Annotated in this window: 24 protein-coding genes and 1 tRNA gene; 21 read left to right on the forward strand and 4 right to left on the reverse strand. The window is 61.6% G+C overall.

What is annotated here, in order from left to right; genetic code table 11:
* Positions 1-149: 149 nt before the first annotated feature.
* The 4 genes from M1D51_RS08000 to M1D51_RS08015 form a co-directional block, all read right to left on the reverse strand.
* Positions 150-222 (reverse strand) — tRNA-Arg (locus M1D51_RS08000).
* A 119-nt stretch (positions 223-341) separates the two neighbouring features.
* Positions 342-1,844 (reverse strand): FAD-dependent oxidoreductase, encoded by a 1,503-nt coding sequence (locus M1D51_RS08005; protein ID WP_458109148.1) that lies wholly within the window; start codon positions 1,842-1,844, stop codon positions 342-344.
* Positions 1,841-2,713 (reverse strand): FAD:protein FMN transferase, encoded by an 873-nt coding sequence (locus M1D51_RS08010; RefSeq protein WP_458109149.1) that lies wholly within the window; start codon positions 2,711-2,713, stop codon positions 1,841-1,843. Before M1D51_RS08010 ends, M1D51_RS08005 begins: the two co-directional genes overlap by 4 nt.
* A 4-nt stretch (positions 2,714-2,717) precedes the next feature.
* Positions 2,718-3,209, reverse strand: a complete 492-nt coding sequence (locus tag M1D51_RS08015) for an FMN-binding protein (protein ID WP_172322252.1) — start codon at positions 3,207-3,209, stop codon at positions 2,718-2,720.
* A 218-nt stretch (positions 3,210-3,427) separates the two neighbouring features.
* On the opposite strand from M1D51_RS08015, the gene argS reads away from it, so the two are divergent.
* From argS to atpD, 21 genes are all read left to right on the forward strand, one after another.
* Complete coding sequence (argS, locus tag M1D51_RS08020; RefSeq protein ID WP_458109150.1) at positions 3,428-5,092, forward strand: arginine--tRNA ligase; 1,665 nt, start codon at positions 3,428-3,430, stop codon at positions 5,090-5,092.
* A gap of 4 nt (positions 5,093-5,096) precedes the next feature.
* Entirely contained in the window at positions 5,097-6,569 is a 1,473-nt protein-coding gene (gene lysA, locus M1D51_RS08025; protein WP_458109151.1) for a diaminopimelate decarboxylase, read from the forward strand.
* Positions 6,562-7,878, forward strand: a complete 1,317-nt coding sequence (locus M1D51_RS08030) for a homoserine dehydrogenase (protein WP_172322249.1) — start codon at positions 6,562-6,564, stop codon at positions 7,876-7,878. Before lysA ends, M1D51_RS08030 begins: the two co-directional genes overlap by 8 nt.
* Positions 7,879-8,982, forward strand: a complete 1,104-nt coding sequence (gene thrC / locus M1D51_RS08035; protein ID WP_172322248.1) for a threonine synthase — start codon at positions 7,879-7,881, stop codon at positions 8,980-8,982.
* Between the two features lie 2 nt (positions 8,983-8,984).
* On the forward strand, positions 8,985-9,959 hold the full coding sequence (gene thrB / locus M1D51_RS08040) for a homoserine kinase (protein WP_458109152.1): 975 nt from the start codon (positions 8,985-8,987) through the stop codon (positions 9,957-9,959).
* Between the two features lie 304 nt (positions 9,960-10,263).
* A complete protein-coding gene (rho, locus tag M1D51_RS08045) occupies positions 10,264-12,474 on the forward strand; it encodes a transcription termination factor Rho (RefSeq protein WP_458109153.1) in 2,211 nt (736 codons plus the stop codon).
* 253 nt (positions 12,475-12,727) lie between these two features.
* On the forward strand, positions 12,728-13,801 hold the full coding sequence (gene prfA, locus M1D51_RS08050; protein WP_014922181.1) for a peptide chain release factor 1: 1,074 nt from the start codon (positions 12,728-12,730) through the stop codon (positions 13,799-13,801).
* Positions 13,802-13,834: 33 nt separating this feature from the next.
* On the forward strand, positions 13,835-14,707 hold the full coding sequence (prmC, locus tag M1D51_RS08055) for a peptide chain release factor N(5)-glutamine methyltransferase (protein ID WP_458109154.1): 873 nt from the start codon (positions 13,835-13,837) through the stop codon (positions 14,705-14,707).
* Between the two features lie 12 nt (positions 14,708-14,719).
* Entirely contained in the window at positions 14,720-15,664 is a 945-nt protein-coding gene (locus M1D51_RS08060) for an L-threonylcarbamoyladenylate synthase (RefSeq protein WP_458109155.1), read from the forward strand.
* Complete coding sequence (locus M1D51_RS08065) at positions 15,661-16,446, forward strand: WecB/TagA/CpsF family glycosyltransferase (RefSeq protein ID WP_458109156.1); 786 nt, start codon at positions 15,661-15,663, stop codon at positions 16,444-16,446. Before M1D51_RS08060 ends, M1D51_RS08065 begins: the two co-directional genes overlap by 4 nt.
* On the forward strand, positions 16,447-17,403 hold the full coding sequence (locus tag M1D51_RS08070; protein WP_458109157.1) for a glycosyltransferase: 957 nt from the start codon (positions 16,447-16,449) through the stop codon (positions 17,401-17,403).
* Between the two features lie 280 nt (positions 17,404-17,683).
* Positions 17,684-18,796, forward strand: a complete 1,113-nt coding sequence (locus tag M1D51_RS08075; RefSeq protein WP_458109158.1) for an MraY family glycosyltransferase — start codon at positions 17,684-17,686, stop codon at positions 18,794-18,796.
* Positions 18,797-18,915: 119 nt separating this feature from the next.
* Positions 18,916-19,407, forward strand: a complete 492-nt coding sequence (locus M1D51_RS08080; protein ID WP_458109159.1) for a hypothetical protein — start codon at positions 18,916-18,918, stop codon at positions 19,405-19,407.
* Positions 19,394-19,729 carry a hypothetical protein gene (locus M1D51_RS08085; protein ID WP_172322240.1) on the forward strand — a complete coding sequence of 112 codons (336 nt, stop codon included), beginning with the start codon at positions 19,394-19,396 and terminating at the stop codon, positions 19,727-19,729. The genes M1D51_RS08080 and M1D51_RS08085 overlap by 14 nt, the downstream gene beginning before the upstream one ends.
* Before the next feature lie 81 nt (positions 19,730-19,810).
* Complete coding sequence (atpB, locus tag M1D51_RS08090; RefSeq protein WP_172322239.1) at positions 19,811-20,611, forward strand: F0F1 ATP synthase subunit A; 801 nt, start codon at positions 19,811-19,813, stop codon at positions 20,609-20,611.
* Positions 20,612-20,690: 79 nt separating this feature from the next.
* On the forward strand, positions 20,691-20,909 hold the full coding sequence (gene atpE / locus M1D51_RS08095) for an ATP synthase F0 subunit C (RefSeq protein WP_011775261.1): 219 nt from the start codon (positions 20,691-20,693) through the stop codon (positions 20,907-20,909).
* Positions 20,910-20,958: 49 nt separating this feature from the next.
* Complete coding sequence (locus M1D51_RS08100) at positions 20,959-21,516, forward strand: F0F1 ATP synthase subunit B (protein ID WP_172322238.1); 558 nt, start codon at positions 20,959-20,961, stop codon at positions 21,514-21,516.
* A complete protein-coding gene (locus M1D51_RS08105) occupies positions 21,516-22,343 on the forward strand; it encodes a F0F1 ATP synthase subunit delta (protein ID WP_142938632.1) in 828 nt (275 codons plus the stop codon). Before M1D51_RS08100 ends, M1D51_RS08105 begins: the two co-directional genes overlap by 1 nt.
* Before the next feature lie 85 nt (positions 22,344-22,428).
* Positions 22,429-24,066 carry a F0F1 ATP synthase subunit alpha gene (atpA, locus tag M1D51_RS08110; protein WP_172322258.1) on the forward strand — a complete coding sequence of 546 codons (1,638 nt, stop codon included), beginning with the start codon at positions 22,429-22,431 and terminating at the stop codon, positions 24,064-24,066.
* Positions 24,067-24,142: 76 nt separating this feature from the next.
* On the forward strand, positions 24,143-25,033 hold the full coding sequence (locus M1D51_RS08115; protein WP_172322237.1) for a F0F1 ATP synthase subunit gamma: 891 nt from the start codon (positions 24,143-24,145) through the stop codon (positions 25,031-25,033).
* An 84-nt stretch (positions 25,034-25,117) separates the two neighbouring features.
* The gene (atpD, locus tag M1D51_RS08120; RefSeq protein ID WP_026540142.1) at positions 25,118-26,569 is read left to right on the forward strand and encodes a F0F1 ATP synthase subunit beta; all 1,452 of its coding nucleotides are present in this window, start codon (positions 25,118-25,120) and stop codon (positions 26,567-26,569) included.
* Position 26,570 lies beyond the last annotated feature (1 nt).

Raw genomic sequence — 26,570 nt, forward strand, 5'->3', positions numbered from 1 at the left:
AAACCCCTTTGGCTAGCGGAAAGACCAATTGGATTCAGCCTAGAAGCAGCGGCCGACAATATAACGGTGCGGGCCCGGCAAGCCCCGAACTGATAGCGGGAAACCGGCACACAAAAATACCCCGCCAGCTTCTGGCGGGGTATTCGTTGTGCCCTCGATAGGATTCGAACCTACGGCCTTCTGCTCCGGAGGCAGACGCTCTATCCCCTGAGCTACGAGGGCATCCGGGGTTCCCTCCGTTGCCGGTGGGACGTCCTAGAGCTTAGCAGCCACTGCGCCGCAAATGAAAACCCGACGCCCGGGCAGCAAGCCCTGCCTTGCACCAGCTGTGCCGTTCTGGATCAATACCCGGCGAACGAGTCCACATGGACCCGGCGGGCCCCCGCTGAGCGGGCTGCGGCACGCAGGGCCTCAACGCTCGCCGGTGAACCGGAAACGAAGACTTCGCGTTCGGCTACATCAGGCACCAGTTCCACAAGGCGATCCGCGTCGATCCTGGCGTCGCCGGCGTCGACCATGAATTCGGGGGGAGTGGAACCGTCCCCGAGGCGTGCGATGACTTTGGCTCCGGAGGCTTCCAGTTGCTCAACGCAGGCCAATTCATCGCGGCTTTTGGCGAGGTAGAGCACCACGGCGTCGCGTGCCGGGGCATCGGCCGCGAGGTGCGAGAGGAAGGGCGTGATACCGATTCCTGCAGCGATCAGCAGGACCGGCTTCCCGGCGTCGTGCGGTAAAAGAAAGTCTCCACCAACGGCCGTCGCAGAAAGCCGGTCCCCGGGCTTCAAAGCCAGGAGTGCCTTCTTTGCCGTGGACAGCGGCTCCGCCATGCCAACTCCGAAGGTCAGCTCGGCAGCGCCCGGCGCGCTGGTGATGCTGAACACCCGCCTGCGGCCCTTGCCGTCCGAGGCCGCGTGCGGGAGGTTAAGCTCCATGAATTGGCCCGCGGCGAAGCGCACCGGGCGCTGCGGCTCGAACCTGAACTCCCTGCTCCCCGGAGTCAAGGCACGTGAGCCCTTGAACGTCAGCTCAATCCCGCCCCGCTGGCCCAGGAAGAAGGCCAAAAGATTGCCCAGCAACAAGGCGAGTTCGGGGGAGTTGGCAATGAAACCGAAGTTGTACGGAACCGCAAAAACAACACCCACGACGCCGGCCAGCACCAACTGCTGCCACCGGCGGGGCGGGAGCGTGAGAGGTTCCGAAAGCATGAATCCCACGAAGAACAGCAGTGGCCGCTGTGCCACGGACTGCCACAGGGCCTGCCCCAACGTCATGCTGCGGCTCACGAGCTCCACGGTGATGATGCCTGCGGCCACCACCAGGAACACAGTGGCCATCAGCATTTTGCGCGTGCGGTACAGGACAAGCAGTACACCGGGGACCAGCAGCCAGAGCATAGCCGGGGTTGCAGCCCACCACGTGGCGATGTTCAAACCCGTCAGGCCAGTGACAAATGCCCCGGCCGCCGCGGGATTGAAGATGTGCCGCCCGCGGAACGCCAGCGCATATTTGGAAACGCTGGCCACCACGCAGGCCAAAGCCACGCCGGTCATATCAGTGATCCCGAACGCGGGCCAGAACAGGAAGTAGAGCAGCAGGCCCGTAATCAGGGACGACTCTGTGTGCGGCTTGAAGCGGAAGATTACTGCCAGCAACCGGTTGGACAGGTACGTCACCGCCAGGCAGAGCACCAGGTGCACCGCCATTTCGGGGAGGCCGAAGGTCAGCCAGCCCAGGATGTTGAGAACCATGCTGTAAACCACCAGCACGCCCAGCACCCACAGAATCAAGCGGTACATGGTCAATCGGCCCAGCCAGGTATCCACTCGGGACTTTGCGGCAATCATGTGAACAGTCTCCCCTCGAAACGGTCCGAAAACGTGGCGGCACCACTGGAGGACACCCTGAGCCAGGCGAAATCGAATTCCTCCTGCAAGGGCGCCGGTTCAAGCATGAACAGGGCTGTGGCCAGGGCATCGGCCTCCAAAGCGCTGCCGGCCATGGTCCAGGTGGCCACTGTGGTGTGGACGGGTTTGCCGGTGGTTCCGTCCAGGACGTGGTGCAGGCCATCGCCCCATGCGCGGCGGTTCGAAGCCGAAGCGCAAAGTGCTGAATTATTCAGTTCCACAGTTCCAATGGCCTGACCGGGGTCATAGGGATGTTCCAGAGCGACAACCACTGGATGGGTGCCGGCGTGGAGCATGTCACCGCTACCATCGATGAGGAAATCAGAATGACCGTTTGTCCCCAGGACTCCGGCCAGCAGGTCCACAAGCTGCCCTTTCCCCGCGGCCCCAATATCCAGGACCACTGGTTCGGATACGGTCAGGGCCGTTCCGGTCCAGTCAAGGACGTCTTCCCAGCGGGGCGGGGCTACGGGATTCCCGGCCGGAGTCAACGTGTAGGCGGGATCGTAGCCGAGCCGTTCCAGGCTGCTGCCGATCAGCGGAGTCATGGCGCCCCCGCTGAGCCGGTACAGTGCGGCATAGACCCCAAGAAGGGCTCCGGCATGACCGGGCAGCGTGATACTGCCCGGTTCGCGGGACAGGCCGGACACCAGGGAATCCGGCCTGAACCGCGAATACGTCATGTCATAGTCACTAACGGTTTCCAGCAGTTGCCGCCGCACGGCCGGCGCCAGGGCCTCCGGCGTCGATATCTCCCACTGTGTACCGATGCCCTCAAAACTGAAGGAGCTCCAGTCCGGGTGCGGCATGGTGCTACTTGGCCTGGGACTTGATCTGTTCCACGGCTTCGTTGAATCCGCCGGATGTCAGGGAGGATCCTGCCACCTTGGAAACATTCAGTTCATCGATGTTCTTGCCAACGATTTGTGCCGAAATTCCGCTCGCGAACTCGCCTTGGAACTTTTTGGTGTTGGGGTTCGAGGGGTGCGTGGTGATATTGACTGCGGAGACCTTGTCTCCCGCCAGGGTCAACTCCACGCCAACTTTCTCCTGGCCGTTCGGGGAGGTGTACGTACCGTCCGCGCTGTAGGTGCCGTCCTTGTAGGCGGAAGTCCCCGCAGCAGTGGAGCTTGACGACGAGGAAGACGAGGTAGGGCTTGTGGTGCTTGCCTGACCACCGTTTTCGGCAGCCGGCGTGGATTCGGCGGCCGGGGACTGCGCAGATGGCGCACACCCGGCCACGGCACCGATGAGTGAAAGGCCGGCAATTCCGGCGTAAATGCTCTTGCGGAGTGGCGTAGTCATGGTTCTGCTCGTTTCAACTGGACAAGAAATGGGTCATGGGACTGGTACTCGGGGGATGGCGAACGGGGTCGCCTCCTACGTCTTCACAACGTTGGATTCAGCGTAATGGTTCAGTCTGTGTCACCGGCCAGCCATTGCTGTGCGCCGGCTGTGACTGGATTTTCCACATAAGCGACCCCCAATTCCGCGACTTTGCAGGCCCCCGGTAGGCTAGATGCGTGACTCCCGAAGAACTCTCTGCTGCCATATCCGCCTGCCTTAAGGACGCCGTCTCTACCGGCGAAATCGCCTTGACGGAATCTGCCGTACCCGAATCCGTGCGAGTGGAGCGACCCAAGAACCGGGATCATGGAGACTGGGCCACCAACATCGCCCTGCAGCTCTCCAAGCAGGCAGGCATGAATCCGCGTGAATTTGCCGGGATTCTCAGTAACCACCTGCAGGGCATTCCTGGCGTAACCGGCGTGGAAATCGCCGGTCCCGGCTTCCTCAACATCACCGTGGATGCTGCCACTGCCGGTGCCCTTGCCAAGGCCATTGTGGAGGCCGGAACCAGCTACGGAACCAACCAGGCGCTCGCAGGCCGCGTAGTAAATATGGAGTTCGTTTCCGCGAACCCCACCGGCCCGCTGCACATCGGACATACCCGGTGGGCGGCCTTGGGTGATGCAATCGCCAGGGTCCTGCGTGCTTCCGGTGCGGATGTCACCGCCGAGTACTACATCAACGACGCCGGCTCGCAGATGAACGTCTTCGCCAACTCCGTCCTCTCCCGCCTGCATGGCCGTGGCGTTCCGGAGGGCGGCTACCCGGGTGAGTACATCCGCGAACTCGGAGACGAAGTCCTCAAGGCCCACCCCGGCATCCGGGAACTAACGGACGAGGCCGCCCTTCCGGTGATTCGTGCCGCTGCCTATGAGGCACAAATGGCGGATATCAAGACGACCCTGGCCGAATTCGGTGTGGAGTTCGACGTCTTCTTCTCGGAGAAGGAACTCCACGACGCCGGTGCGATCGAGTCTGCAGTGGCCCGCCTTCGCGAACAGGGCCACGTCTTCGACGACGGTGGTGCCGTTTGGTTGCGGACCACTGACTTCGGTGACGATAAAGACCGCGTGATGATCCGCGCCAACGGCGAACCAACCTACTTCGCCGCAGACGCTGCGTACTACCTTTCCAAGAAGGACCGCGGATTCACCGAGAAGATCTACCTCCTCGGAGCCGACCACCATGGGTACATCAACCGCCTGAAGGCCATTGCGGCCTGCGCCGGTGATGACCCGGAGGTTAACATCGAGGTCCTCATCGGCCAGCTGGTGTCAGTGAATGGCGCAAAGCTGTCCAAGCGTGCGGGCAACATCATTGAACTCAAGGACCTTATTTCCTGGCTCGGCAAAGATGCCGTCCGCTACTCCCTGGCGCGTTTCCCTGCCGACTCACCGCTGACGCTGGACCCGGAGCTGTTGAAGAAGCACAGCAACGAGAACCCTGTGTTCTATGTGCAATATGCGCATGCCCGCTCCCGCGGCACCGCACGCAACGCTGCCGAGGCCGGTGTGGAGCGCCAGGTAGATGGAGTGGACGCGTTCGACGCTTCCCTCCTGGATCACGCCACGGAAAATGAGCTCCTTTCCTACTTGGGCAGCTACCCGTCCATCGTGGCCAAGGCCGCAGAACTCCGCGAGCCGCACCGCGTTGCACGCCACCTTGAGGTCATTGCCGGCGCTTACCACCGCTGGTATGACGCCTGCCGCGTGTCGCCACAGGGTGATGATCCCGTCCTGGACGTCAACCGCACCAGGCTCTGGCTCAACGACGCCACCAGCCAGGTGCTTGCCAACGGACTCGAACTGCTGGGCGTTTCGGCGCCGGAACGGATGTAGGGCAATGAACACAGCCGCTGATCACGCTTCTCCGCTTGCTCCCGGATGGTTGGCCGTTCCGGCGGACCTCAACGCGCTGCAGGAACCCATGTGGGCCGCGGGAGTTGCCAAGAACGACGCCGGCGAGGTCACCGTTGACGGAGTCTCCGTCAGTGAGCTCAAGGAACAATACGGAACTCCGCTGTTTGTCATGAGCGAGCCGGACTTCCGTGCCCGTGCCCGTGCGTTCAAGGATGCCTTCGACGCCGCCTTCGCCGACATCTGCGGGGGAGTGGACGTCTACTATGCCGGGAAGTCTTTCCTGTGCACTGCTGTGGCGAGTTGGGTAGCAGAAGAGGGCCTCCGCCTGGATACGTGTTCCGGTGGGGAACTGGCTGTTGCTGCACGTGCTGGAATCGATGGCTCCAATCTTGGGCTGCATGGGAACAACAAGTCGGATGCCGAGATCAACCGTGCCCTGGACATGAAGCTGGGCAGGATCGTGGTGGACAGCCTCGATGAACTTGAGCGCGTTGCCAAGATAGCGTCCGGTCGCGGCGGGATTGCCAAGGTCATGCTGCGCCTGACACCCGGCGTGCATGCGCACACCCATGAGTTCATTGCCACCGCGCACGAGGACCAGAAGTTCGGTCTGTCCATGGCTGAGGACTCCACCGAAGAGGCAGGTCTTTCGGCAGCCGAGGAAGCTGTGGCAGCAGCCACCTCCTACTCAAGCGTCGAACTGCTGGGCCTGCACTGCCACATCGGATCACAGATCTTTGAACCCGATGGTTTCGCTGTCGCTGCCCGGAAGCTCCTGGGCTTCCTCGCTGCCATGCAGGAGAAGTACTCCATCGTGTTGCCGGAGTTGGACCTTGGGGGAGGCTACGGAATCGCCTATACGCCTGTGGACACGCCCCGCCCGCCTGCCGAGATCGCAGAGGCCATGGCCGTCGTCGTACGCTCCACGTGCGCTGAGCTGGACATCACGCCACCGCGTATCTCCATCGAGCCTGGACGCGCCATCGTAGGCAGCACCACGTTCACGCTCTATGAAGTGGGCACACTTAAAACCGTCCGTGTAGACGCCCCTGAGGGTGAAGACGGTCAAAAGAACGTTACGTATCCGCGCCGCTATGTGTCGGTGGACGGCGGGATGAGCGATAACGCCCGTCCAGTGCTGTACGACGCGGATTATTCGGCGATTTTGGCGTCGCGTGACTCCTCAGCGGCTCCGCAGCTGTCCCGCGTAGTGGGCAAACATTGCGAGAGCGGCGACATAGTTGTTAGAGATGTATATCTGCCCGCGGATGTGGCAGCCGGTGATTTGCTCGCAGTACCGGGTACCGGCGCCTACTGCTGGGCCCTCTCCAGCAACTACAACTACCTGGCACGGCCTGGCGTTGTCGCTGTACGCGACGGAGCAGCCCGGCTGATTGTCCGCGGGGAAACCGAAGAAGATCTCTTGAACCGCGACATGGGAGTGGCGAATGTCTGAAGTGCGAACCTTGAAGGTGGCCCTGCTGGGCTGTGGCAACGTGGGGGCCCAGGTCGCGCGGATTCTGATTGACGACGCCGATGCCCTCGCTGCCCGCAGCGGCGCCCGCTTGGAACTGTCCGGCATTGCGGTGCGTACCATCGATGCCCCGCGTGACGTTGAGCTGCCCCGTGAACTTTTCACCACTGACGCCGACACATTGGTCAAGGACGCAGACCTGGTTATCGAACTCATGGGCGGAATTGAGCCGGCACGCTCGCTGATCCTGACGGCCATCCAGAACGGCGCCTGTGTTGTCACCGGCAACAAGGCCCTCCTCGCCCAAGACGGCCCCACCCTGTACGAAGAGGCTGATAAAGCCGGCGTCCAGTTGTCGTACGAAGCCGCAGTGGCCGGGGCCATCCCCATCCTGCGCCCCATCCGCGACAGCCTGTCCGGCGACCGCATCACCAGGGTTCTGGGCATTGTCAACGGAACCACCAACTTCATCCTCGACCAGATGGACACCACGGGCGCTCAGTTCGCGGACGCCTTGGCCGAGGCCCAGCGCCTGGGATACGCCGAAGCGGACCCGACTGCCGACGTCGAAGGCCACGATGCCGCAGCGAAGGCTGCCATCCTGGCCTCGCTCTCGTTCCACACACGCTTTTCCCTGGACGATGTCTATTGCGAAGGCATCACCAAGGTCAGTGCCGCGGACATCTCTTCTGCCAAAGAAGCCGGATTCGTCATCAAGCTGCTGGCGATTGCAGAAAAGATCGACTCGGCAGATAACGGCAGTGGCATTTCGGTGCGTGTCCACCCCACCCTCCTGCCGCGCGAACACCCCCTCGCTGCTGTCCGCGGTGCATTCAACGCCGTCTTCATCGAGGCGGAGAACGCGGGAGAATTGATGTTCTACGGCCAGGGCGCCGGCGGAACGCCCACGGCCTCCGCTGTCCTGGGTGACCTCGTATCCGCCGCACGGCGGTTGGTCCTGGGTGGCCCCGGCCGGACGGAAACCACCACCGGACACGTCCCGGCACTGGCCATCGATGCCTCCAACACCAGTTACTACATCGGCTTGGACGTAGCTGACCAGGCCGGCGTTCTGGCGAGGATCGCCCACATCTTTGCGGAAAACGGTGTCTCCATCGAGATCATGCGTCAAACGATCCACCGCGACTCCGAGTCGAATGTTGAATCGGCCGAACTGAAGATCGTGACGCACCGTGCATCCGAAGCTGCACTCGCAGCAACCGTCGAGGCCGTCAAGGGCCTGGACGTCATCAATTCTGTGACATCCGTACTGCGGGTAGAAGGGGTCTAAGTGGCTCACCAATGGCGCGGAGTAATCCGCGAATACGCTGATCGTTTGCCTGTAACGGAAGCCACCAAGGTCATCACCCTCGGCGAGGGCGGTACGCCCCTGGTTCACGCCCGGCAGCTCTCCGAGCTCACCGGCTCAGAGGTGTACCTCAAGGTTGAAGGCATGAACCCCACGGGGTCCTTCAAAGACCGTGGCATGACCATGGCCATGACAGCTGCCGTTGAGGCCGGAGCCAAGGCTGTGGTCTGTGCGTCCACGGGCAACACCTCGGCCTCGGCAGCTGCCTACGCCACCGCAGCCGGACTCAAGTGCGCGGTACTGGTTCCCGAAGGCAAAATCTCCATGGGCAAGCTGAGCCAGGCAATCGCCCACGGCGCCACCTTGCTGCAGGTTGACGGCAACTTCGACAACTGCCTGGACATTGCCCGGAAGCTCGGGGAGTCCTACCCGGTGTTCCTGGTGAACTCGGTCAACCCCGCGCGTATCCAGGGCCAGAAGACGGGTGCCTTCGAGATCGTAGATTCCCTCGGCGATGCTCCGGACATCCATGTCCTGCCTGTCGGCAATGCCGGCAACATCAGCGCCTACTGGAAGGGCTACAAGGAATACTCCGCGCCTTTCGAGACCGCAAACGGAACTCTTCCTGCTGTAGCCACCAAGACGCCCATCATGTGGGGCTTCCAGGCTGCAGGCGCGGCGCCGTTCGTTGCCGGACACCCGATCACCGAGCCGGACACTATCGCTACCGCTATCCGCATCGGCAACCCGGCTTCCTGGGACACTGCTGTTGCTGCCCGGGACGAATCCGGTGGGTTGATTGAGGCCGTTACGGATGATGAGATCCTGGCAGCGCACCGCTGGCTGTCAGCAAAAGAAGGTGTCTTCGTGGAGCCCGGTTCAGCGGCCGGTGTGGCAGGCCTGATCAAGAAGCACGCTGCCGGCGAGGTTCCTTCGGGCAAGACCATCGTCATTACGGTGACCGGACACGGCCTGAAGGACCCCCAGTGGGCCCTCCGCACTGAGGATGGCAGTGACGTCCAGCCCGTCAAGGTGCCCAACGACGTCGTCACCGTTGCCGCAGAACTGGGACTGGAAGAAAAGTAAGAGTGGAATCAACGCAGCCCACCGCGACTGATCGTGCGCTCGTCGCGGCAGGCCAGCGGCTGACGGTCAAGGTCCCTGGTACAAGCGCCAATCTGGGCCCCGGCTACGACAGCCTCGGCTTGGCCTTGTCTATTTACGACACCTTGACGGTGGAAACCCTCAGCACCGGAGAGCTCGAGTTCGAGCTCTCCGGTGAAGGGGCCGACACCCTTCCCCGGGATGCCAGCCACCTCGTGGTGCGCGCCATCGATCTCGCCTTGGCACGCCTCGGCTTCGGACACTCCGGCCTGAAAATCACTGCGGACAACGTCAACCCGCACGGGCGGGGACTCGGTTCCTCGGCTTCTGCCGTGGTGGCCGCTGTGACAGCAGCCAATGCCTTGGTGCCGGAGGAATCGCGGCAGGATCGCGATTGGATCCTGCAGCTGACCAGTGAAATGGAAGGCCACCCCGACAACGTCGCACCCGCGATTTTCGGCGGACTGGCGCTGTCGTGGCAGGACAGCGAGCAGTACAGCAGTACCAAGGCTGACGTAGTTCCCGCCGTCATTCCGGTAGTCGCAGTCCCTGACTTCGAATTGTCTACGGAGACTGCACGGGGATTGCTGCCGGCATCCGTCGGCCACCATGCGGCGGCCATGAATTCCGGACGTGCCGCCCTGCTGATCCACGCACTGACAGCGCAGCCGGGCTTCCTGCTGCCGGCCACGGAAGACTACCTTCACCAGAGCTACCGTGCACAGGCGATGCGCCCCAGCGCCGACCTCATCGCGACACTTCGGTCCGCGGGTCATGCGGCCGTCGTTTCCGGCGCGGGACCTACTGTGATGGTGCTGGCCAACGGCGTAAATGAGGCCGCCATTGTGGAGGATTTCATTGAGTCCTACACCAAGGCCAACACACCCGACATCGGCTGGCGCGTGATGACGCTGGCTGTGGACGTTCAAGGTGCTAGAGTGGAAGTGCACCGCCGGTAAAGCCGCGGGCAGTTCCCTGATTTTGGATCTCGGTGGTTTCGCCGTACCTTTCGTCAACTGTGCCAACGTTGGTGGTGTCGTCTCTTTCCGGCCTGTCTCAGGTGCCGAGAATTCTCTCTGTTCCCTGAACAAACAGCCGGCTGCCCGGGTCACCGGATCCAGGATGACGATCAGTATCCGGCCCTGTTGGCCACAATCCATCAGGCACGGCCGAAATCACCGGCTGCAGATCTGAACTGCAGCCCAGAACAAATCATCGCGTCCAGCTCTCGCTCTGGACGCCGTCGAGGGGGAAGGATCCTTCGTGACAGAAACCACTGAGCTGGCTTCAGCTGTGGACACAACATCTTCTGCTGCTGAGTCGTCAACGGCAGCAACCACCAAGAGCAGCGGCCTTGCAGGCCTTAAGCTCGCACAGCTTCAGGCTCTCGCGAGCCAGCTGGGCATCTCCGGGGGATCGCGCATGCGCAAGGGGGATCTGGTCACCGCCATTTCCGCCCACCGTGCCGGCACCTCCACTACCAAGGCGCCAGCCAGGGCCAGTGCCTCGGCTAAGAGCGCCGCCCCGGTGGCCAAGGAATCCCCGGCAGTGGAAACCAAGGCTGCTGCGGAGACCAAGGGCAAGGCTGCCGGGAACGGTGCCGTTGCCGAGGCACCATCCGAGGCCCCGGTCCAGGAAGCTCCCCGCGGACGTGGTCGTGGTCGTAGCCGCCGCGCTACCAGCGATGGCGTGGTAGCTGCGGTTGAAGCCGCCGCTGCGCCTGCTGAGGCTGCAGCTGCACCGGTTGCTGAAACACCGGTATCCGCAGAAGCCGGCGAGGCCGGCACCGAGCGTCGCCAGCCGCGCACCCGCAACCGCCGTCGTGGCGAAGCTGCTGCCGCTCCCGCTGAAGCTGTGGAAGCACCCGCAGCCGAACAGCGTGCCGACCGCGCCGAACAGCGTGAGCAGCGTGCTGACCGCACCGAACAGCGTGAGCAGCGTGCCGACCGCACCGAACAGCGTGAGCAGCGTGCCGACCGCACCGAACAGCGTGAGCAGCGTGCTGACCGCACGGAACAGCGTGCTGACCGCACCGAACAGCGTGAGCAGTCGGATGCGGGCGAGCAGCGTGAACGCCGTGATAACAGCCGCGGCCGCCGTGAAGACACCAACGACGGCGACGACACCGGCAACCGCCGCAACCGTCGCAACCGTCGTGACCGCAACGACCAAAATGATCGCAACGATCGCCGGGGAGGTCAGGACAGCCGCGACGGAAACACCCGCAGCGACCGCTTCCGTGATCGCAACGAACGTCGCCGTGGCCGCGCGCAGGGACCGGACGTTGACGACGTCGAGGTCACCGAGGACGACGTCCTGCTGCCCGTAGCAGGCATCCTGGACGTTCTGGAGAACTATGCGTTCATCCGGACATCCGGCTACCTCCCGGGCGCAAACGACGTCTACGTATCCCTGGCCCAGGTCAAAAAGTACAACCTCCGCAAGGGCGACGCCGTGGTTGGCGCCATCCGCGCGCCGCGTGATGGTGAAGACCGCAGCCAGCAGTCCGCCCGCCAGAAGTTCAACGCGCTCGTCCGCGTCACCTCTGTCAACGGCAAGACGCCGGAAGAACTCAAGGACCGCGTTGAATTCGCCAAGCTCGTTCCGCTGTACCCGTCCGAGCGCCTGCGCCTCGAGACGGATCCCAAGAAGATCGGCCCGCGTGTCATCGACCTCGTGGCCCCGATCGGCAAGGGCCAGCGTGGCCTGATCGTCTCCCCGCCGAAGGCCGGTAAGACGCTCATCCTGCAGTCCATCGCGAACGCGATCACCACCAACAATCCTGAGGTCCACCTCATGATGGTGCTGGTTGACGAACGTCCCGAAGAAGTCACCGACATGCAGCGCACCGTCAAGGGTGAGGTCATTGCCTCCACCTTTGACCGTCCCGCCGATGACCACACCACGGTTGCCGAACTTTCCATCGAACGCGCCAAGCGCCTCGTTGAAATGGGCATGGACGTTGTAGTCCTCCTGGACTCCATGACCCGCCTGGGTCGCGCCTATAACCTGGCAGCACCGGCCTCCGGCCGCATCCTGTCCGGTGGTGTTGACTCCGCAGCCCTGTACCCGCCCAAGCGTTTCTTCGGTGCTGCACGCAACATCGAAAACGGCGGCTCGCTGACCATCCTCGCAACGGCCCTCGTCGAGACCGGCTCCAAGATGGACGAGGTCATCTTCGAGGAATTCAAGGGCACCGGCAACATGGAGCTCCGCCTGTCCCGCCAGCTGGCAGACAAGCGCATCTTCCCGGCCGTGGACGTCAACGCGTCCGGCACGCGCCGCGAAGAGAACCTGCTCTCGCCTGAAGAAGTCAAGATCATGTGGAAGCTGCGCCGCGTCCTTTCCGGCCTGGAGCAGCAGCAGAGCCTTGAGCTGCTGACCAACAAGATCCGGGAGACGCAGAGCAACGTCGAGTTCCTCATGCAGGTTCAGAAGACCACGCTCGGAGCGAAGTCGGACAACGACAAATAGCTGTGCTCTAACCGCTCAAAATATGCCGGCCCCGCCCCTACGCCGGGTAGCTTCCGATCTACGATCGAAAGCTACCCGGCTCCGGCAGGCCCGAAGCCACTCCCTGGCCGGCATATTTTGAGCGGTCTTTGTTTAAAGGAATCCGTGGCCCGACACCACGTGAGGTCAGAAACGGTCCAGTGGGCCCAGGATGGGCTGTGCGTGACCCCACGATGCAGTTATTAGACTTGTAGAAGTCGAAAGAGGTTTGAAAATGTTTGAGTCCGTACAGGGATTGCTTGATGAGCATGCTGCTATCCAGGCGCAGCTGAGTGATCCTGCTGTCTATGCCGATCAGTCTGCGGCCCGGAAGTTGGGGCGGCGGTCTGCTCAGCTCCAGGGCATTGTGGAGGCGTACAACAAGTGGCGCGGGCTCAATGATGATCTGGAAGCGGCCAAAGAGATGGCTGACGAGGATCCTGAATTCGCTGCGGAAGTTGTTCAGTTGGAGGAGCAGATTCCTGCGGCACAGGAGCGTCTGCGCCGTCTGCTGATTCCTCGTGATCCTGATGATGCCCGCAACGTCATCCTCGAAGTCAAGGGTGGCGAAGGTGGCGACGAAGCCGCTTTGTTCGCCGGCGACCTCCTGCGAATGTACATGCGCTACGCCGAATCGCGGGGTTGGAAGACCGAAATGATTTCGGCCACCGAATCCGATCTTGGTGGTTACAAGGACGTTGCCGTGGCCATCAAGGGCAACTCAAACGACCCAGCTCAGGGTGTCTTCGCGCGCTTGAAGTTTGAGGGCGGCGTACACCGCGTGCAGCGTGTGCCCGTGACAGAATCCCAGGGCCGCATTCACACTTCGGCCGCGGGCGTGCTGGTTCTCCCTGAAGTAGATGAGCCCGAAGAGCTCGAGATCAACCAGAACGACCTCAAGATCGACGTCTATCGTTCCTCAGGTCCGGGTGGACAGTCCGTGAACACCACGGACTCCGCTGTGCGCATCACCCACTTGCCCACGGGCATCGTGGTGGCCATGCAGAACGAGAAGTCCCAGCTGCAGAACCGCGAAGCCGGCATGCGAGTTCTCCGTGCCCGCCTCCTGGCCCACCAGCAGGAACAAATCGACGCCGCCAACTCGGAGCAGCGCAAGTCGCAGATCCGCACCATGGACCGTTCAGAGCGCATCCGCACTTACAACTTCCCGGAAAACCGCATTGCGGACCACCGCACCGGGTACAAGGCGTACAACCTTGACGCCGTCATGAACGGCGACTTGGAGCCTGTGATCCAGTCGGCCATTGAGGCGGACGAGCAAGCACGCCTGGACGCCATCGGCGAATAGCACCCTGCCGCATATCAACAGCAGAGTAGATCCATGACGTTTTACCAAGGCCAGAGCCTCGCGGACGCAGTTCGCGAGGCCACTGCCGTTCTCACCGACGCCGGTGTCCCCACGCCACGCGTGGACGCTGAACTACTGGCCGAACACCTTCTTGGCGTGGGACTGGGACGCCTGCGTGCCATGTTGCTGGGGGATGCCCCCGCTCCGGATGGCTATGGTGAACTGGTTCAGGAGAGGGCCGGCCGCGTCCCTCTTCAGCACATCACCGGCGTCGCATATTTCCGGTACCTGGAGTTGCGTGTGGGGCCTGGGGTTTTCATACCCCGTCCGGAGACGGAGTCGGTGGTCCAACTGGTCGTTGACCACGTCAAGGGTATGCCGAACCCGAAAGTGGTGGATCTTGGCACCGGATCCGGTGCGATCGCCGGCTCGATTGCCCACGAGGTGCCGGGCGCTGAGGTCCATGCCGTGGAATACAGTACGTTCGCGCATGCTTGGGCTGCGAAGAACCTGGAGCCGCTGGGTGTCACCCTCGTGCAGGGCGACCTCCGCGATGCGCTGCCCGAACATAACGGAACTTTCGACGTCGTCGTCTCCAATCCGCCCTATATCCCCGCAGAGGCGATACCCACAGAACCGGAAGTCGCGCTGCACGATCCTCCCGAGGCACTGTACGGTGGGGGAGCGGACGGCATGGAACTCCCGACGGCGGCAGCAGCCTCCGCAGTCCGGCTACTGAAGCCCGGCGGGTACTTCGTGATGGAACACGCCGAAGTCCAAGCCGGCTGGATCGCCGGGATGCTGCAGCGCACGGGACGTTGGAACGACGTCACCACACACTTCGACTTGAACGGTAAGGAACGTGCCACCAGCGCGGTGCTGGCAAGCGCCGCCCCTGATGAGTGAAAGAATAGCGCTGTGACCACAACCTACAACTGCACTTCCGATGACCAGCGGGCTGAAGGACTTCAGCACGCCCAGCGTGCCATCAGTGAGAAGAAGTGCATCGTGCTGCCGACGGACACTGTGTACGGCATTGCCGCAGACGCCTTCTCGCCTTTGGCCGTGACCATGTTGCTCGCCTCCAAGGGACGCAGCCGGCAGATGCCTCCCCCTGTCCTGATTCCCAGGATCAACGCCTTGGATGGCCTCGCTACCGACGTGCCTGCCGATGCCCGTGCACTGGCGCAAGCATTTTGGCCGGGCGGGTTGACGTTGATCCTCCATGCCCAGCCTTCATTGGACTGGGATCTGGGTGAGACTAAGGGCACTGTGGCCCTGCGTATGCCCGATGACCAGATTGCCTTGGAACTCCTCGGGCTCACGGGCCCGCTGGCCGTATCCTCGGCCAACCGAACCGGCCAGGAAGCAGCCCAAACCGCTGCGGAAGCGCGCATGCAGCTGGCCGAATCCGTAGAGGTTTACCTTGAGGGCGGATTCAGGCCCGTTGAAGGTACTGCGGCGCTGCCGTCCACGATTGTGGACGCAACTGCCACCCCGTTCCGCGTAGTTCGCCAAGGAGCCATTTCCTTGGAGAGCCTCCGTGCAATCGTTCCGACCATCCTTGCCTTCGGCGAGACCGTTTCCACCGGCGTTGAGGAACTTTCAGCAGCCGATGCTGTTGCGGCGGCTCCCGATGCGGAAGTGGCTCCGGAAGCAGAAAAGGCCCCGGAAGCAGAAAAGGCTTCGGAAGTGGTTGAGACTCCGGAAGCAGCAGATCAGGCTGCCGTGGAGACCCCCGCAGCCGGGGACGCGCCGGTCGAGGTGAGCGAACCAGTCGTCGGCGAATCTGTGCAGGACGCCGAACTGCTTCCTGATGACCATGTGGAACCGCAGGCCACGCGAGAAGCCAAGCCCGAATGATTCCGGACCGTCAGCGCGTCCCCGTCCTTGACGTCGACGCTACTCCAATGCGCGTCAATGAACTTGTTGAGGCCATGGGTGGACTCATTGCTGCGGAGACCACAAGTACCGTGCTGGGCCATAACCTGCACAGCATTACGCTGTTCCATTCATGTCCCGACGTCCGCGCGCTCTACGAGGAAAGCTCCATAGTCCTCCTGGACGGCGCGCCGGCCACGCTGTTGTGGGGACTTTCACCCAGGCGTCAACAGCCTCCGCTGGATGAGGGGGCCATGGCGTACCGGCTGGGTTCCATGGACTGGATCCCGGAGCTGGGAAAGGTCCCGGGATTGCACCGGGTTGCTGTTGTTGGTGCCGGTCGTGAGGCCAACACCGAGGCTGTTGCACGTCTGCGGTCCATCATTCCCGGAGCCACAGTGGACGGCATGCCTGGCGAAGGCTGGGACGATGCCCTTGAAGAAGCGGTGGTGGGCTGGTTGGGAAACTACAGGCCGCAACTGGTGTTGCTTGGACTCGGAATGCCACTTCAGGAGCATGTTCTGCGTCGCAGGCTCAATGAATTGCCGCAGGCTGTGTATTGCGCAGTTGGTGGCGCAATTGAGCAGGTTGCAGGCATCCAGAAGCTGGCACCGCGTTGGCTGGGACGCTTGGGGCTCGAATGGGCTTGGCGCCTGGTCCTGCACCCGGACCGCGTTGCCTACAGGGTTTTCGTTGAACCTTGGAAGCTGGCCGGGTTGCTGGTTCGGCGCCGTTTTCAACCATCCAAGACCAAAGGCAAGTAAATGACGTCCCAAGTTGTTGTGGTTGCCGTAGTGGTGACCTATAACCGGCATGAACTCCTCCAAACCACCTTGGCGGGCATTGCGGCCGGCACCCGGGTTCCGGACGCCGTCGTCGTGGTGGATAACGCGTCAACAGATGGAACCGCAGGGTACCTGCGGGACTATCAAGGGCCCCTGGTGACGGACGTGGTCACGCTGAACACCAATGTGGGCGGTGCCGGTGGATTCGTGGTGGGCATGGAACGCGCGCTGCTGGATCATGGCGCGGACCATGTATGGATCATGGACGACGACACGGAACCGCAACCGGCCGCTCTTGCCGAAGCCTTGGAGGTTTCCGCTGCCTATGAGCAGGAAACCGGAGATACGCCGGCCTTCATCGCCAGCCGCGTCGTCTGGACCGATGGCCGGGACCACCCGATGAACCGTATGCGCCCCCGGCTGGGTGCCAGCGAAGAAGCCCGCAGCGCCGCTGCCCGCGTCGGTGCCACTCAGATCCGCAGCGCTTCCTTCGTATCAGTGCTGATCCGTGCCGACGAGATCAGAAAGCACGGGTTGCCCATTGCGGATTACTTCATTTGGAATGACGATCTCGAATACACCGCCAGGGTGTCCCGCAAGGCAAAAGCACTGACGACGCAAGCTTCGGTGGCCAACCACCACACCAAGGTCTTTGGCGACGCCGGGGCTGATCCCGGACCACGCTTTTACTACGAGGTGCGGAACAAGCTGTGGGTCTACACCCGTTCCAGTGCTTTGGCGCCATGGGAAAAGATACTTTTCACCGGCGCGTCGCTGCGTAACTGGGCCCGGACCATAGCTGCCTCGCCCAACCGCAAGGTGTTGCTGGGAGGGCTTCTCAAGGGGCTGCGCCATAGTTTCAAAGCGCCCCGCTCCAACGCAGAAGTGCTTGAGGGAATCTACGCCTTGCGGAACGTTCAAGAGCCCGCCAGCTGACAGTTGCGCAGCCTGCACCCGGTCACATAGCCGGGCGCCAGCGGCTGCGTCACAGGGTGGTCACGGCAGTTGGCATTAGTATCGTGACTAGAGTCCACAGAAACCCGCAACATTCGGCACAGCCGGTGCAGGCATGGCGACGGAGTAGTTCCATTTATCCAAAGACAGAATTCCACACCTCAAGGTGCCCGGAAACCACCGGCTTTCATGCGACGCACCGGCTGCGTCCATTGGTCAGCCTTTCCGGAACAGTGGGCAGGCTGCTCCCGGGAGCCGCATCATGATCATGTATCTGCTGATGGCACTCACGGCTGCCGTGGTGTCCTACGCGGGAACGTGGGGTGCCCGCGTCGCCGGAAACAAACTGCGGCTCTACCGTCCCATCCGCAGCCGCGACATGCACTCCGCCCTGATTTCCAAGCTTGGCGGGTTGGGCATCTTTGCCGGGTTCTTCGTAGCGCTGGTGGTTGCCAGCAACTCCTTCTTCGTCAAGGACATCTTCAGGCACAATGACGGCCCGTGGGGGATCCTTGCCGGCGCCGTGGTGATCGTGGCGGTAGGGGTGGCGGACGACATCCTGGACATCCGATGGTGGATCAAGTTGCTGGGACAGGCAGCCGCGGCCTTCATCGTGGCTATCTGGGGCGTCAGAATGTCCGTGGTGCCGTTCATTCCTGAACCCATATTCCTGGAATCTGAAGTCGTCCAGATTGTTCTCACAGCCGGTCTGATTGTCACCACCATGAATGCCGTCAACTTCATTGACGGACTGGACGGTCTTGCGGCAGGAGTGGCCATCATTGGTGGCGGAGCGTTCTTCCTCACGGCCTATTGGGTTCACCGGAACAATCCATCCACCGATAACTCAGACCTTGCCACGCTGCTGATGGCAATCCTTGTGGGAAGTTGCATCGGGTTCCTGCCGCACAACTGGTTCCCGGCAAAAATCTTCATGGGGGACTCGGGGGCCATGCTCATCGGCCTGCTCATGGCCTCAGCCGGCGTGGTGGCAACGGGTCAAATCGGCTCCGGCTTGTATGACCGTGCCAACGGCATCCCCACGATTGTTCCGATTCTGCTGCCTTTTGCCGTTCTTTCCCTGCCCTTGTTGGATCTTGGCATGGCCGTGGTCCGCAGGACCGCCAGGGGACAGTCACCGTGGTCGGCAGACCGCGGGCACCTCCACCACAAGTTGGTAGACCTCGGATACTCGCACCGCGCCGCCGTCGTCATGCTGTACGTCTGGACATGCATCCTCGCCTTCGGGGGCGTCGCATTCGCCGTCTTCCCGTGGCAAATTGTGCTGATCGTAGTCGTTGCAGCGGCGCTCATCATGGCTGCCGTGACCGCATGGCCCTACTTCACGCGTAACTCCTCGCGGCCGGCGGAGTAGATGTGACAACCGGTTATCGTCACAGTTCTATCTCATGTAGAATTCTTACTGCGGACAGTCACTCGCCCGTAACCCCACTTTGAGAATATGGCACCTGTGCCACGAGGATTGGTATCCCCATGACATCCAACGCCGAAACCGGACGCCCGTCCGGTAAACGTGGTGTTGGATCGATCGGAATTGCTTCCTCGTTATGGCTCCGCCTTCTTCTTCTGAGCGCCTCGGCAGCAGTAGCGGCTACGGCTGTTGCTTGCTTGGTCGCAGCCTTCATGAACGGCGGTCAGGGAACGCTTTCAGCTGCCTTTGGTTCCGCGCTTGTCATGATCTTCTTCGGCATCAGCCTTTTGATAGGCCACTTTGTGGGTCGCAACAATCCTTCAGGTGCTGTTGGCCTGTTTGTTGCTACCTATTTCATCAAAGTGATCGGCTTTGCCGTGGTGCTGTTCGTTCTCGGTGCGCCGGATTGGCTCCACCACCGTTGGTTCCTGATTGGCGCCGTGGTCGCCGTCGTCTTCTGGCAGGCAGCAGAAATCTATGGTTTCAGCAAGGCCCGCCTCCAGATCTACAACGATCCCGAAGAGCAGAAGGGTGGCCCGGATGTCTCCGCGTAAGCGTTATTCACGCCCGGCCGTCGATGCTCAGCAAGCTGTCAACCGCGGTGAATCTGCAGAAGTCGGGAACGACGGCGGATACAACGCCGGCATTGCCGTCTTCAGCTACATCATTGGCGGGATCATTGTCTGGAGTTTGATAGGCTGGGGTCTGGATAATCTGTGGGGGACCCGCTGGATTGTGCTCCTTGGCGCTCTGCTGGGAGCCGCAGGAGGGTTCTATCTTTCCCATATGCACGGCCTCACCAGGCAAAGCTCCTCTTCTGGCGAGAGCAACGCAGACAGCGGTCCGTCCACGGACGGGGACAGTAATGCCAAATAATTTCACATGGATTACGGATGCGTCCATCGCGTCCGAACTCCAACCAATGCCCAATGATGGACACAGCAGAGAGGAAACGCGTTGATCGCGCTTGCGCTCCCCGCCCAGGATTCGGGGTCATTCACCCCACCCGGAATCGACGAAATGCACCTGCCGGCAATCCTGCCTTGGGGTGCGCACGATGGCTTCTCCAAGCAGATGTTGCTGGTGATCCTTTCGGTCGTCATTATCGCTACATTCTTCATCCTCGCTGCACGTAAGCAGCAGCTGGTTCCCGGCAAACTGCAGTTCGCAGGCGAAATGGCCTATGGCTTCGTCCGCAACAGCATCGCCAAGGACATCATCGGCGGCAAGGACTTCATTAAGTACGTCCCGCTGCTGTTCAGCTTGTTCTTCTTCATTCTGGTGAACAACATCTACGGCGCCATCCCGGTGATCCAGCTCCCTAGCTTCTCGCACGTGGGCGGCGCCTATGTGATGGCCGGCATCGTGTACTTCACCTGGATCATCATCGGCATCAAGAAGAACGGCCTGAAGTACTTCAAGTTGGCCACCGTTCCGTCCGGTGTCCCGTGGTACATCCTCCCGATCGTTGTACCGATCGAAATCATCTCCAACTTCCTGGTCCGCCCCGTCACGCACAGCCTCCGTCTGTTCGCGACCATGCTGGCCGGTCACTTGATCGTCATGCTTGCCGGCTCCGGCATCGAATTCCTGGTTATGCAGGAGAACGTGCTGCTCAAGGGCGCATCGGTCCTGGTACTCGTTGGCGCTATTGCCATGTACATGCTTGAAGCATTGATCATGGCCCTGCAGGCTTACGTGTTCACCCTGCTGACTGCGATCTACATCGAAGGCGCCCTGCACGCCGATAGCCACTAGGCTCACAAAACTTCCCCTCGCGGGGATGAAGCAACCCAAACAACCTGCCGCACGGGCGGCATCTTGAAAGGAAGAAAAAATGGAAGGCACCATCAACGGCTCCCTCAACCTCATCGGCTATGGTCTTTCGGCCATCGGCGGTGGTATCGGTGTGGGTCTCGTGTTCGCCGCTTACATCAACGGCGTTGCACGTCAGCCGGAAGCTCAGCGCGTGCTGCAGCCGATCGCATTCCTCGGCCTCGCACTGACTGAAGCCCTCGCCATCCTCGGCCTGGTCTTCGCTTTCGTTCTTTCCTAGTCCTAAGAACCAAGCGAATCCAAGCACGAGTAGATAGGACGGGTGAAATATGAATCAGCTGATCATCTCAGCCGCCACTGAGGGCGAAGCGGCACAGAACCCGCTTGTTCCCAATGTCTGGGAAATGGGCGTAGTCCTCGTCGGCTTTGCGGTCCTCATGTACATCGTGGTCAAGTTTGTTGTCCCGATGTTCGAGAAGACCTTCGCCGAGCGCGCCGAAGCCATCGAAGGCGGCATTGCCAAGGCCGAAGCGGCCCAGGCGGAAGCTTCTGCAGCTCTTGAAGAGTACAAGCAGCAGCTCACCGATGCCCGTGCCGAAGCCAACCGCATCCGCGAAGAAGCACGCGCTGAAGGCGCCCAGATCCTCGCGGACCTGAAGGCAAAGGCTGCAGCAGAGTCTGCACGCATCACCGAGCAGGCACACGCTGCCATCGAGTCGGAGCGCCAGGCAGCTGTTGTCTCGCTTCGTTCCGAGGTTGGCACCTTGGCCACCACGCTGGCCGGCCGCATCGTTGGGGAAGCACTCACCGACGATCAGCGTGCCGCACGCGTTGTGGACCGCTTCCTTGCAGATCTGGAGACCCAGAGCGCAGGTGCAGCTAAGTAATGGCAGGTATATCGAGCGAATCGCTGACCACAGCACTGGCGCAATTGGAAGCCAAGCTTCCTTTCGCCTCGCTGCAGTTGGCTAAGGACCTCTTCGGAATCCTGGGAACGGTGGACAGCTCGGCTGGCTTGCGCCGCGCCCTGACTGACCCGTCCCGTTCCGGTGACGAGAAGTCGGCGCTGGTCAAGCAGCTGGTTGGCGGAAAAGTCTCCGCTGATGCTGCTGAGATTGCAGGCGGATTGGCCAGCTCTCGCTGGGCATCGGCACGCGATATCGGCGATGCACTCGAGACGCTTGCCGCCACGGTTGTCATTGCCGTAGCTGAAAACAAGTCGGCCGTTTCTGCCTCCGGTATCACGGGGCTGGAAGAGCTGGAAAACGATCTGTTTGCCTTCAACCAGGCCGTCGCCTCCAGCCACGAAGTACAACGTGCTCTGTCTGAGCCACAGGCATCGCCTGCGGCAAAGATTGCACTGGCCGAGAAGCTTGTTCCTGGCAGCAGCGAGGAAGCCAAGGTTCTCATCAGCCAGGCCGTTACGCAGCCGCGCGGTGTCAAGCCAAGCAAGCTTGTCGAGTCATTCGCCAAGCTTGCAGCCAAGCGTCAGCAGCGCTGGATTGCTACTGTCAGCGTTACCCGTCCGTTGACGGAAACGCAGGCCAGCCGTCTGCAGGCCGGGCTTGACGCCCTGTACGGCCGCGAACTGAAGGTCAACGTCAATGTTGACCCTGCACTGATCGGTGGAATCCGCGTCCAGGTAGGTGACGAAGTGCTCGACGCTTCGGTTATTGCCCGCCTGACAGAGCTCCGCCGCCAGCTCGCTGGCTAGCGAAGACAAAGCACAACTTAACTGATATAAAACCCGGTCATCGTGAGCAACGATGATCACGAAAACAGGAGAGCAGGGACTGCAGATGGCCGAATTGACCATCAACGCCGACGACGTCCGTAATGCGTTGAACGAGTTCGCGGCGTCCTACGAACCCGGTAACGCAGAGCGCGTAGAGGTTGGTCGTGTGACCACCGCAAGTGACGGCATCGCCCGTGTTGAGGGTCTTCCCTCGGTCATGGCGAACGAGCTGCTTCGCTTCGAAGATGGCACGCTGGGCCTGGCCCAGAACCTTGACGTCCGCGAGATCGGTGTCATTATCCTCGGTGACTTCACCGGTATTGAAGAAGGCCAGGAAGTTCACCGTACCGGTGAGATCCTGTCCGTTCCGGTTGGCGATGCCTTCCTGGGTCGCGTTGTTGACCCGCTGGGCCAGCCGATCGATGACCTCGGCGAGATCAAGGCCGAAGCCACCCGTGCACTGGAACTCCAGGCTCCGGGCGTTACCGAGCGCAAGTCGGTTCACGAACCGATGCAGACCGGCCTCAAGGCTATCGACGCCATGATCCCGATCGGCCGCGGCCAGCGTCAGCTGATCATTGGTGACCGCCAGACCGGCAAGACCGCCATCGCCGTGGACACCATCATCAACCAGAAGGCCAACTGGGCTTCCGGAGATGTCACCAAGCAGGTTCGTTGCGTTTACGTTGGTGTCGGCCAGAAGGCTTCCACCATCGCAGCCGTGCGCCAGACCCTCGAGGATCATGGCGCACTGGAGTACACCACCATCGTGGCGTCTCCGGCATCTGACCCCGCCGGCTTCAAGTACCTGGCACCCTACGCAGGCTCGGCCATTGGCCAGCACTGGATGTACGGCGGCAAGCACGTCCTGGTGATCTTCGATGACCTGTCCAAGCAGGCCGAAGCCTACCGCGCCGTGTCTCTGTTGCTGCGCCGTCCGCCGGGACGCGAAGCCTACCCGGGCGACGTCTTCTACTTGCACTCCCGTCTGCTGGAGCGTTGTGCCAAGCTCTCCGACGAGCTCGGTGCAGGCTCGATGACCGGTCTTCCGATCGTCGAAACCAAGGCAAACGACGTCTCCGCTTACATCCCCACCAACGTGATCTCCATCACCGATGGCCAGATCTTCCTCCAGTCGGATCTCTTCAACGCCAACCAGCGTCCTGCTGTTGACGTTGGTGTGTCCGTCTCCCGCGTTGGTGGCGCTGCACAGGTCAAGTCCATGAAGAAGGTCTCCGGTACCTTGAAGCTGGACCTGGCGCAGTACCGCGACATGCAGGCATTCGCCATGTTCGCCTCTGACTTGGATGCTGCTTCCCGTCAGCAGCTGACCCGTGGGGCACGCCTGATGGAACTGCTGAAGCAGGGCCAGTACTCACCGTTCCCGGTTGAGAACCAGGTTGTTTCCATCTGGGCCGGCACCAAGGGTTACCTCGACGACGTTCCGGTTGAGGACATCAGCCGCTTCGAGTCCGAGTTCCTGGAGCACCTTGCGCACAAGTCCTCCATCCTGACCACGCTGGCTCAGACCAACGTCCTGGATGACGACACCGCTGCAGCCTTGACCGAAGCAATCGTTTCCTTCAAGAAGGGCTTCTTCGGAGAAGGCGACAACCACTTGGTTGGCGCCGGCCACGAAGAGCACGCAGCGATCTCCGGCGGCGACGTCGACCAGGAAAAGATCGTCAAGCAGAAGCGCTAGTTCCGATTACCTGCCCTGCCGGGGTCCGCAAGGGCCCCGGCAGGGCAGCACATCGGGAACATAGGAAAGGATAAGTATGGGAGCCCAGATTCGGGTCTACCGTCAGAAGATCAGCTCGACGACGTCGATGCGCAAGATCTTCAAGGCGATGGAACTGATCGCTACCTCGCGCATCGGTAAGGCCCGCGCCCGCGTAGCAGCTTCACTGCCCTACGCGAACGCGATTACCCGCGCCGTTTCTGCTGTCGCAACTCAGAGCGAAATCGACCACCCGCTGACCACCGAGCCGGAGCAGATCCGCCGTGCCGCAGTCCTGATCATTACATCGGACCGTGGCCTTGCAGGATCGTATTCCGCGAGTGTGCTCAAGCAGGCTGAAGGTCTCACCGAGCTTCTTCACGCAGAAGGCAAGGAAGTCAAGGCATACCTGGTTGGCCGCAAGGCTCAGGCGTACTTCGATTTCCGCAACCGGTCATACACCCGTGTATGGACCGGTGGCACGGACGCCCCGGAATTCGAAACCGCACAGGAAGTCGGAGCTGCACTTCTCGAAGACTTCTCCACCGACTTCGAAGAGGGTGGCGTGGATGAAATCCACGTCGTCTACACCCGCTTCAAGTCCATGGTGACGCAGGAGCCCACGGTTATCCGTTTGCTCCCGCTGGAGGTCGTCGAAGAGGAAGCAGTTTCGGAATCCGAGCTGCTGCCGTTGTACGAGTTTGAACCGGAAACAGAGCAGGTGCTTGACGCGCTGCTTCCGCGTTACATCGAGTCCCGCATCTTCGCAGCCATGCTGCAGGCCGCTGCTTCCGAGCTCGCAGCCCGCCAGCGTGCCATGAAGTCGGCCGGTGACAACGCTACGGATTTGATCAAGAAGTACACGCGCCTTCGCAACACGGCCCGTCAGGCCGAGATTACGCAGGAGCTTTCCGAAATCGTTGCCGGCGCCGACGCCCTCGCGTCCTAGCCTGCACCGGATTCGGCTCGAAGCCGCACCTGCAACAAACAGATAAACTTAACCCCACGCCATCTACTGAGTGAAGTGAGAGAGATGACTGCCACTGCTACCGAACACGTAGCAACGGCCGGTGCCACCGGCCGCATTGCCCGTGTTATTGGTCCGGTTGTCGACGTCGAATTCCCGGCTGACGCAATCCCCTCGATTTACAACGCTCTGACCACTGAGATCACTCTCAACGGCCAGACGAAGACCATCACGTTCGAGACCTCCCAGCACCTGGGTGACAACCTCGTACGCGCCATCTCCCTGCAGGCAACCGACGGACTCGTCCGCGGTACCACCGTGCAGGATTCCGGTGCCCCGATCTCCGTGCCCGTCGGCGACGGCGTCAAGGGCCACATCTTCAACGTCCTCGGCAAGCCGCTGGACGTTGACGAGTCCGAGATCAAGGCTGACGCATACTGGCCGATCCACCGCAAGGCTCCGGCCTTCGCCTCCCTCGAGGGCTCCACGGAGATGCTCGAGACCGGCATCAAGGTCATCGACCTCCTCACCCCGTACATCAAGGGTGGAAAGATCGGCCTGTTCGGTGGCGCCGGTGTTGGCAAGACCGTTCTGATCCAGGAAATGATCACCCGTGTTGCCCGCAACTTCGGTGGTACTTCCGTATTCGCCGGTGTTGGCGAGCGTACCCGTGAAGGTAACGACCTCTGGGTTGAAATGGAAGAGGCAGGCGTCCTCAAGGACACCGCCCTTGTGTTCGGCCAGATGGACGAGCCGCCGGGAACGCGTCTGCGCGTGGCCCTGTCGGCGCTGACCATGGCAGAGTACTTCCGCGATGTCCAGAACCAGGACGTGTTGCTCTTCATCGACAACATCTTCCGCTTCACTCAGGCAGGCTCGGAAGTTTCCACGCTGCTCGGCCGTATGCCGTCCGCTGTGGGCTACCAGCCCAACCTTGCTGACGAGATGGGTCTCCTCCAGGAGCGCATCACGTCCACCAAGGGTCACTCCATCACGTCGATGCAGGCCATTTACGTGCCGGCTGATGACTACACCGACCCGGCCCCGGCCACGACCTTCGCACACCTCGACGCGACCACGGAACTTTCCCGTGAAATCGCATCCCGTGGTCTGTACCCGGCCGTTGACCCGCTGACGTCGACCTCCCGCATCCTGGATCCCCAGTACATCGGCAAGGACCACTACAACACGGCTGTTCGTGTTAAGCAGATCCTGCAGAAGAACAAGGAACTCCAGGACATCATCGCCATCCTTGGTGTTGACGAACTCTCTGAAGAGGACAAGATCGTCGTGTCGCGTGCACGCCGTATCCAGCAGTTCCTCTCCCAGAACACCTACACCGCAAAGCAGTTCACCGGCGTCGAGGGTTCCACCGTGTCCATCAAAGACACCGTGGAAGGCTTCACCGCCATCTGCGACGGCGAGCTGGACCACATCGCAGAGCAGGCGTTCTTCAACGTCGGCGGCCTGGATGACGTCGAGCGTCAGTGGGCCAAGATCCAGGAACAGACCAAGTAGT

This window comes from Arthrobacter sp. R3-55 (assembly GCF_054161505.1).

What these genes read in the sequence shown, in the direction of transcription:
- M1D51_RS08005 (WP_458109148.1), bottom strand. Translation starts at nt 1,844, where the DNA reads ATGATTGCCGCAAAGTCCCGAGTGGATACCTGGCTGGGCCGATTGACC.
- M1D51_RS08010 (WP_458109149.1), bottom strand. Translation starts at nt 2,713, where the DNA reads ATGCCGCACCCGGACTGGAGCTCCTTCAGTTTTGAGGGCATCGGTACA.
- M1D51_RS08015 (WP_172322252.1), bottom strand. Translation starts at nt 3,209, where the DNA reads ATGACTACGCCACTCCGCAAGAGCATTTACGCCGGAATTGCCGGCCTT.
- lysA (WP_458109151.1), top strand. Translation starts at nt 5,097, where the DNA reads ATGAACACAGCCGCTGATCACGCTTCTCCGCTTGCTCCCGGATGGTTG.
- M1D51_RS08030 (WP_172322249.1), top strand. Translation starts at nt 6,562, where the DNA reads ATGTCTGAAGTGCGAACCTTGAAGGTGGCCCTGCTGGGCTGTGGCAAC.
- prfA (WP_014922181.1), top strand. Translation starts at nt 12,728, where the DNA reads ATGTTTGAGTCCGTACAGGGATTGCTTGATGAGCATGCTGCTATCCAG.
- prmC (WP_458109154.1), top strand. Translation starts at nt 13,835, where the DNA reads ATGACGTTTTACCAAGGCCAGAGCCTCGCGGACGCAGTTCGCGAGGCC.
- M1D51_RS08065 (WP_458109156.1), top strand. Translation starts at nt 15,661, where the DNA reads ATGATTCCGGACCGTCAGCGCGTCCCCGTCCTTGACGTCGACGCTACT.
- M1D51_RS08070 (WP_458109157.1), top strand. Translation starts at nt 16,447, where the DNA reads ATGACGTCCCAAGTTGTTGTGGTTGCCGTAGTGGTGACCTATAACCGG.
- M1D51_RS08075 (WP_458109158.1), top strand. Translation starts at nt 17,684, where the DNA reads ATGATCATGTATCTGCTGATGGCACTCACGGCTGCCGTGGTGTCCTAC.
- M1D51_RS08080 (WP_458109159.1), top strand. Translation starts at nt 18,916, where the DNA reads ATGACATCCAACGCCGAAACCGGACGCCCGTCCGGTAAACGTGGTGTT.
- M1D51_RS08085 (WP_172322240.1), top strand. Translation starts at nt 19,394, where the DNA reads ATGTCTCCGCGTAAGCGTTATTCACGCCCGGCCGTCGATGCTCAGCAA.
- atpE (WP_011775261.1), top strand. Translation starts at nt 20,691, where the DNA reads ATGGAAGGCACCATCAACGGCTCCCTCAACCTCATCGGCTATGGTCTT.
- M1D51_RS08100 (WP_172322238.1), top strand. Translation starts at nt 20,959, where the DNA reads ATGAATCAGCTGATCATCTCAGCCGCCACTGAGGGCGAAGCGGCACAG.
- M1D51_RS08105 (WP_142938632.1), top strand. Translation starts at nt 21,516, where the DNA reads ATGGCAGGTATATCGAGCGAATCGCTGACCACAGCACTGGCGCAATTG.
- atpA (WP_172322258.1), top strand. Translation starts at nt 22,429, where the DNA reads ATGGCCGAATTGACCATCAACGCCGACGACGTCCGTAATGCGTTGAAC.
- M1D51_RS08115 (WP_172322237.1), top strand. Translation starts at nt 24,143, where the DNA reads ATGGGAGCCCAGATTCGGGTCTACCGTCAGAAGATCAGCTCGACGACG.
- atpD (WP_026540142.1), top strand. Translation starts at nt 25,118, where the DNA reads ATGACTGCCACTGCTACCGAACACGTAGCAACGGCCGGTGCCACCGGC.